5 protein-coding genes are annotated in these 7,271 nt (G+C 70.3%); 3 read left to right on the top strand and 2 right to left on the bottom strand.

The features are described from left to right. Window positions 1–126: 126 nt before the first annotated feature. Both ACWEVO_RS24805 and ACWEVO_RS24800 read right to left on the bottom strand, forming a co-directional pair. The gene (locus ACWEVO_RS24805; RefSeq protein WP_452309915.1) at window positions 127–1,761 is read right to left on the bottom strand and encodes a glycoside hydrolase family 13 protein; all 1,635 of its coding nucleotides are present in this window, start codon (window positions 1,759–1,761) and stop codon (window positions 127–129) included. A 311-nt stretch (window positions 1,762–2,072) separates the two neighbouring features. Beyond that, window positions 2,073–3,155 carry a LacI family DNA-binding transcriptional regulator gene (locus tag ACWEVO_RS24800; RefSeq protein WP_452309914.1) on the bottom strand — a complete coding sequence of 361 codons (1,083 nt, stop codon included), beginning with the start codon at window positions 3,153–3,155 and terminating at the stop codon, window positions 2,073–2,075. Between the two features lie 199 nt (window positions 3,156–3,354). Between ACWEVO_RS24800 and ACWEVO_RS24795 the strand changes: the two genes are divergently transcribed. From ACWEVO_RS24795 to ACWEVO_RS24785, 3 genes are read left to right on the top strand one after another with little or no spacing between them, the layout of a single operon-like run. Further along, window positions 3,355–4,608 carry a sugar ABC transporter substrate-binding protein gene (locus tag ACWEVO_RS24795; RefSeq protein WP_452309913.1) on the top strand — a complete coding sequence of 418 codons (1,254 nt, stop codon included), beginning with the start codon at window positions 3,355–3,357 and terminating at the stop codon, window positions 4,606–4,608. Then, a complete protein-coding gene (locus tag ACWEVO_RS24790; RefSeq protein ID WP_452309912.1) occupies window positions 4,608–6,248 on the top strand; it encodes an ABC transporter permease subunit in 1,641 nt (546 codons plus the stop codon). The genes ACWEVO_RS24795 and ACWEVO_RS24790 overlap by 1 nt, the downstream gene beginning before the upstream one ends. Continuing rightward, on the top strand, window positions 6,245–7,144 hold the full coding sequence (locus ACWEVO_RS24785) for a sugar ABC transporter permease (protein ID WP_452309911.1): 900 nt from the start codon (window positions 6,245–6,247) through the stop codon (window positions 7,142–7,144). Before ACWEVO_RS24790 ends, ACWEVO_RS24785 begins: the two co-directional genes overlap by 4 nt. Window positions 7,145–7,271 lie beyond the last annotated feature (127 nt).

Raw genomic sequence — 7,271 nt, 5'->3', positions numbered from 1 at the left:
CCCCTCGGGAAGTCGACTTCCCGAGGGGCCGGCACCACCTCACCCCCCACCACAAGGGGTCGGTAGCCCAGCCGCCCGTCGGCGCGGGGCACAACGGACGACCAGGTCAATGGCGGGTTACCCGGCTCAACGCCGTTCGAACCACGCAGCCGCGTCCACCGGCAGGACGTGCCCGTCGCCCCGCTCGGTGAGGTCGTCGCTGGCGACGATCGGCCGGCCGTAGCCGCTGACCGTCGTCGCCGCGCCGCTGATGTTGACCACACAGGTCAGCTCGGCGTCGCCGGCGGTGCGGCGGAACGCCAGCACCCCCGGCTCGGTCTCCAGCCAGGTGATGCCGTCGGTGCCGGCCAGCGCCGGGTGCTCGTGCCGGATCCGCAGCGCGGTCCGGTAGAGCTCCAGCGTCGAGCCGGGCTGGCCGGCCTGGGTGGCCACCGAGAGGGCACGCCAGGTCGCCGGGGCCGGCAGCCAGCTCAGCTCGCTGCCCTCCGGGCCGAAGCCGTACGGGGCCAGCTCGCCGCTCCAGGGGATCGGCACCCGGCAGCCGTCGCGGCTCTCCCCGGTACGCAGGAACGCCGGGTCCTGGCGCAGCTCGTCGGGGAGGTCCAGCACCTCCGGCAGGCCCAGCTCCTCGCCCTGGTAGACGTACGCGCAGCCGGGCAGGGAGAGCATCAACAGGGCGGCGGCCCGGGCGCGGCGCAGGCCGACCTCGCCGTCGCCGTACCGGGTGACGTGCCGCTGCCGGTCGTGGTTGGAGAGGACCCAGGTGGTCGGGGCGCCGACGATGGTCGACTCAGCGAGCGCGGTGTCGATCACCTTGCGGAACGAGTCGGCCGACCAGGTGGCGTCGAGGAAGTCGAAGCTGAACGCCTGGTGCAGCTCGTCCGGGCCGATGTAGCGGGCCAGCCGCTGCGGGGTCTCCGCCCAGGCCTCGGCCACCGCCATCCGGCCGCCGGGGTAGCTGTCCAGGATCGGCCGCCAGGAGCGGTAGATGTCGTGCACCTCGTCCTGGTCGAAGTACGGCAGGCTGCCCTTGCCGAGCAGCTCGGACTGGCGCTGGCCGGTGGTCATCGAGTTGAAGCCGACGTCCGGCAGCCCTTCGGCCTTGATCATTCCGTGCGCAACGTCGATCCGGAAGCCGTCCACCCCCCGGTCCAGCCAGAACCGCAGGATGTCGTGGAACTCGGCGCGTACCTCGGGGTGGCGCCAGTTCAGGTCGGGCTGGGCCGGGTCGAACAGGTGCAGGTACCACTGGCCGTCGGCGACCCGGGTCCAGGCGGGGCCACCGAAGATGCTCTCCCAGTCGTTCGGCGGCAGCTCGCCGTCCTCGCCCTTGCCGTCGGCGAACAGGTAGCGGGCGCGCGCGGCCGAGCCCGGGCCGGCGGCCAGCGCGGCCGTGAACCAGGGGTGCGCGCTGGAGGTGTGGTTGGGGACCAGGTCCACGATGATCCGCAGGCCCAGCGCGTGGGCGTCGGTGATCATCGCGTCGAAGTCGGTGAGGTTGCCGAAGAGCGGGTCGACGTCGCGGTAGTCGGCCACGTCGTAGCCCGCGTCGATCTGCGGAGAGGTGTAGAAGGGGGTCAGCCAGAGCGCGTCCACGCCCAGCTCCCGCAGGTACGGCAGGCGCTGCCGGATGCCCTCGAGGTCACCGACGCCGTCGCCGTTCGCATCGGCGAAGCTGCGGACGTACACCTGGTAGACGACCGCGGAGCGCCACCAGTCGTGGTCGGAGGTCGGCGGCGTCGGGTGGGTGGCGGCGGTCATCGGTGATGATCCCCGTTCTCTGGCAAGGGACGGCGGCACCCCGCGGGCGCGTGCCGGGCGCGGGGTGTCTGAGCAGAATGCCGCCCGAGCGCTGCAAGAGTCAAGCATTCCTTGCGCAAGAAATGACGGCGATCACCTTCGGGCTGATCCGCGGCGCCCGAGCGGCGTCCCAGTCACCGGGATGCGGCCGGGCGCGGGTGGGCGCGTCCAGCGTCTTGGCGGCGCTTCGTGGCCCCGAGGATGCCGGAAGCCGCGACGTGCGGCATCCGGAGTGGATCAATGCCCGCGACGGGGGCGGCGGGCGGAGTTGGTCAGGCCGGGACGGCGAGCGAGGACGAAGCCGGGCGCTGGCGCTGCGGGCCGCCGGCGGGGGAACCGGCCTCGCGGGCCACCGCCGTGGAGCCCCGCACCACCAGCTCCGGGCGGAACAGGTACTCGGAGTGCGGCGCGGCGTGTCCGTTGATCTCGTCGACCAGGGCCCGGACGGCGGCCACCGCCATCGCGGCGACGGGCTGCCGCATGGTGGTCAGCGGCGGGTCGGTGAAGGCCATCAGCGGGGAGTCGTCGTACCCGACCACCGAGATGTCAGTGGGGACGGTGAGCCCGCGCTGGCGGGCGGCCCGGATCGCGCCGAGCGCCATCAGGTCGGAGCCGCAGACGATGCCGGTCACGCCGCGTTCGATCAGCCGGCCGGCCGCGGCCTCGCCGCCCTCGACGCCGAAGAGGGAGAGCTCGGCCAGCTCGCCGGCCTCGGCCTCGGTCGCCCCGACCAGGCGGGTCAATGCGGTCCGGAAGCCGGCCACCCGCCGCTGCACCGGCACGAAGCGGTCCGGGCCGGTGATCAGGCCGATCCGGCGGTGACCGAGTGCGACCAGGTGCGCGACGGCCAGCTCGGTGGCCTCGCCGTCGTCGCAGGAGACGAAGGGCGCGGTGATGCCGGGCGCGTACCCGTTGATCATGACGATCGGCAACGGACGGGCGATCAGCGCGCGGTAGCGGTCGTGGTTGGCGGCGGTGTCGGCGTGCAGGCCGGAGACGAAGACGATCCCGGAGACCTGCCGGTCCAGCAGCATCTCGACGTACTCGTCCTCGGTGACCCCGCCGGGGGTCTGGGTGCAGAGCACCGGGGTGAAGCCGCTCTGTGCCAGCGTCGACTCGATGACCTGGGCGAAGGCCGGGAAGATCGGGTTCTCCAGTTCCGGCACGACCAGCCCGACCAGGCCCGCGCTGCGCTTGCGCAGCCGGGCGGGGCGCTCGTAGCCGAGCACATCGAGGGCGGTCAGGACGGCCTGCCGGGTCTCCGGGGCCACTCCGGGGCGGTCGTTGAGCACCCGCGACACCGTGGCCTCGCTGACTTCGGCCTGTTGGGCGATGTCGGACAGTCGAGCGCGCATGGCGGCACTTTAGCTCAACGGCAAAGTCTTGCGTACACTCCTGCAAGCCCTTCCATTCTCTGCAACCTCTTGCTAACGTCCCCGCAACACGCGAGAGCAGCGGCGCAGCACCCCAGCGCCGGTCAGCAAGAATTTTCAGAGGTTTCCACTGGCGGGCCGCCCTTCCCCCGGCGGGCCTGCCATGACGACAGGAGTACCGATGCGCATCCGTACCGCGGGTGTGGTCGCTGTCCTCGGCCTGGCGCTCGCCGCGTCCGGCTGCGGCAACAGTGGCAGCGACAAGCCGGCCGCCAAGGAATCGGCCACCAAGGCGACCGGCGGCAAGCTGGTCATCTGGGCCGACGACAAGCGGACCGCGGCCCTGAAGCCGTTCGCCGAGGCGTTCGGCAAGGAGAACGGCGTGACCGTCGAGGTCCAGGCCGTCTCCAAGGACCTGCAGACCAACTTCGTCACCGCCTCCCAGCAGGGCAGCGGCCCGGACGTCGTGGTCGGCGCCCACGACTGGATCGGCAACCTGGTCCAGAACGGTGCCATCGACCCGGTGCAGCTCGCCGCCGAGCAGAAGAGCGCCTTCAACGAGACCGCGATCAAGGCCGTCACCTTCAACGGCCAGCTCTACGGCGTGCCCTACGCCACCGAGAACGTCGCGCTCATCCGCAACACCGAGCTGGCCCCCGAGGCGCCGAAGACGATCGAGGACCTGGTCGCCGCCGGCAAGAAGCTCAAGGCCGAGAAGAAGGCCAGCGAGATCCTCTGCCTGCAGTCCGGCCAGAACGGCGACGCGTACCACATCTACCCGCTGTACACCTCCGGCGGCGGCTACCTGTTCGGCACCGCGGCCAACGGCGACTACGACCCGAAGGACCTGGGCGTGGGCAAGCCGGAGTCGATCGCGGCCTTCCAGAAGATCGCGAAGCTCGGTGAGAAGGGCGAGGGTGCGCTGAAGCGCTCCATCACCGGCGAGAACTCCATCGCCACCTTCACCAGCAAGAAGTGCGCCTACCTGGTGTCCGGCCCGTGGGCCATCGCCGACGCCAAGAAGGCCAACATCAAGTACGACATCTCCCCGGTCCCCGGCTTCGCCGGTGGCAAGGAGGCCCAGCCGTTCGTGGGCGTCCAGGCGTTCTACGTCGCCGCCAAGGGCAAGAACAAGGCCCTGGCCCAGGAGTTCGTCACCAACTACGTGACCAAGCCCGAGCTGGCCGTCGCGCTGTACAAGGCCGAGCCGCGCCCGCCGGCGCTGACCGCCGCCTTCGACCAGGTCAAGGGCGAGGACCCGGACCTGGCCAAGTTCCAGGAGGCCGGTAAGAACGGCCAGGTGCTCCCGGCGATCCCGGCCATGGCCGCGATCTGGGACCCGTTCGGCAAGGCGGAGGCCGCCATCATCGGTGGCGCCGACCCGGCCAAGACGATCACCGCCGCGGGCAAGACCATCGCGGGTCAGATCAAGTAATGAGCACGTCGCTGTCCGGCCCGGGGTCCGCCACGCGGACCCCGGGCCGGGAGCCCGTTCGCAGCGGGCTCCCGCGCAAGTCCCGTACCGCGCGGAACCACGCGCCGATCACCGCGACCGGCCTCGTCGTCAAGGTGGTCCTGCTCGGCCTGGTGGCCGGGATCGCGATCTGGGCGGCGTTCCCGCTCATCGAGGCCGAACACTGGACCGGCCTGGGCATCCTGGCGGCCACCACCGCCGGCCTGTTCTACCTCTACCTCACCCGGCGGCACATCCCGGCCAAGTACCTGGTGCCCGGCACCCTCTTCCTGATCGCCTTCCAGGTCTTCCCGGTGCTCTACACGGCGAGCACCGCTTTCACAAACTTCGGCGACGGCCACCGCGGCAGCAAGCAGGACGCGATCGTCGCCATCCAGACCTCCTCGGTGAAGCAGGTCCCCGGCTCCACCGAGTACTCGCTCTCCATCGCCACCAAGGGCGACCCGGCGACCGGTCAGCTGGCCTTCCTGCTCAGCGACCCGAAGACCAAGGACGTCTTCGCCGGTGACGCGGGCGGACTGCGCAAGCTCGACGCCGGCCAGGTGACGGTCAGCCCGACCGGCAAGATCACCGCCGCCGACGGCTACACCGTGCTGAACTTCGGCCAGGCCAGCGGGCGCAGCAAGGAGATCACCGACCTGGTGGTGCCGACCTCCGGCGGCGCGATCCGCTCCAACGGCCTGTCGCGCGCCTACGAGGGCAAGGCCGTCCGGGCGTACGACGCCGGGTGCGACTGCGTCAAGGACACCGAGACCGGCAAGACCTGGACCGCGGACGAGAAGAGCGGCGCCTTCGTGTCCGCCGACGGCGAGCGGCTCACCCAGGGCTGGAAGGTCAACGTCGGGCTGAAGAACTTCAGCCGGGTGCTCACCGACCCGAACATCTCCGGGCCGTTCTTCGGCACGCTGCTGTGGAACTTCGCCTTCGCGGTCGGCTCGACCGGGCTCACCTTCCTGCTCGGCATGGCCATCGCGCTCGCCCTGCACTCGCCCCGGATGAAGGGCACCAACCTCTACCGGGTGCTGCTGATCCTGCCGTACGCCATGCCGTCGTTCGCGATGCTGCTGGTCTGGCGGGACATGTTCAACACCGACTTCGGCCTGGTCAACAACCTGTTCGGGCTGGGTGTCGACTGGTTCGGCCAGCCCTGGTCGGCCCGGGCCGCGGTGCTGCTGGTGCAGCTCTGGCTGGGCTACCCGTACATGTTCCTGGTGGCCACCGGCGCGCTCCAGGCGATTCCGCGGGAGCTCACCGAGGCCACCTCGGTCGACGGCGCCTCGCCGTGGCAGTCGTTCCGCGCGGTCACCCTGCCGCTGCTGCTGGTCGCGCTCTCGCCGCTGCTGATCGCGTCGTTCGCGTACAACTTCAACAACATCAACGCGATCTGGCTCACCACCGAGGGTGGCCCGTTCCCGGCGGACAACCCGACCAACGGCGCCACCGACCTGCTCATCACGTACACCTACCGGCTCGCCTTCGGTGCCCAGGGCGCCGAGTTCGGCATGGCCGCCGCGGTCTCGATCTTCATTTTCGCGATCGTCGCCACGGTGTCGGCGATCAGCTTCCGGCGCACCCGCAAGCAGGAGGAGGTGTACTCGTGACCACCTACGCGGACGCCCCCGTCGCCAACCGCAACGCGAAGGGGAAGTCGAGCAGCCGCTGGTTCTCCCAGGTGGGGTGGCGGCACCTGGTCGGGGTGCTGGCGGTGGTGTTCAGCCTCTTCCCGATCCTGTTCGTGCTCTCCGCGGCGCTCAACCCGCTCGGCACGCTCTCCTCCACCGAGCTGCTGCCGACCGGCGCGTCGCTGGAGAACTTCACCAACCTGTTCCACAAGACCGCCTTCGCCCACTGGTTCCTCAACTCGCTGCTGATCGCCGGCGCGGCCAGCTTCCTGTCGATCTTCCTGTCGGCGCTCGCGGCGTACGCGTTCTCCCGGATGCGCTTCGCCGGGCGGCGGTTCGGCCTGCTCACGCTGCTGCTGATCCAGATGTTCCCGCAGTTCCTGGCGATCGTGGCGATCTTCCTGATCTTCACGACCGTCACCGACCTGTGGCCGGCGATCGGCTTCAACACCCCGTGGGGCCTGTTCCTGCTCTACATGGGTGGCGCGCTGGGCGTGAACACCTGGCTGATGAAGGGCTTCTTCGACACCCTGCCGCGGGAACTGGACGAGTCGGCGACCATGGACGGCGCCACCCACGCCCAAGTCTTCTTCCGGATCATGCTGCCGCTGGTGGCGCCGATCCTGGCGGTGACCGCGCTGCTGTCGTTCATCGGCACGATCAACGAGTTCATGATCGCCAACGTGTTCCTCACCAACACCGAGTCGAAGACCCTGGCGGTCGGCATGTTCGGCCTGGTGGCCGGTGAGCGCAACAACAACTTCGGGATGTTCGCGGCGGGCACCCTGCTCACCGCCGTCCCGACGGTGCTGGTGTTCCAACTGCTCCAGCGCTACATCGTCTCCGGCCTCACCGCCGGAGCGGTCAAGGGATAAATCGGAGGGTCCGCCGCTCGCCGTCGTAGGCGAGGCGAGTGGTGCCACTCCGCGCTGCGGCAAGGGCGTCGTGGACGTACACCGGAGCGGTTTCCGGGCGGACCGCCGCGGTCGGGTGACCGACCGC

It is taken from the genome of Micromonospora sp. NPDC003776, assembly GCF_053605645.1.
Note: the sequence above shows the minus strand (reverse complement) of the source record. Positions and strands in the feature narration are given on the sequence as shown.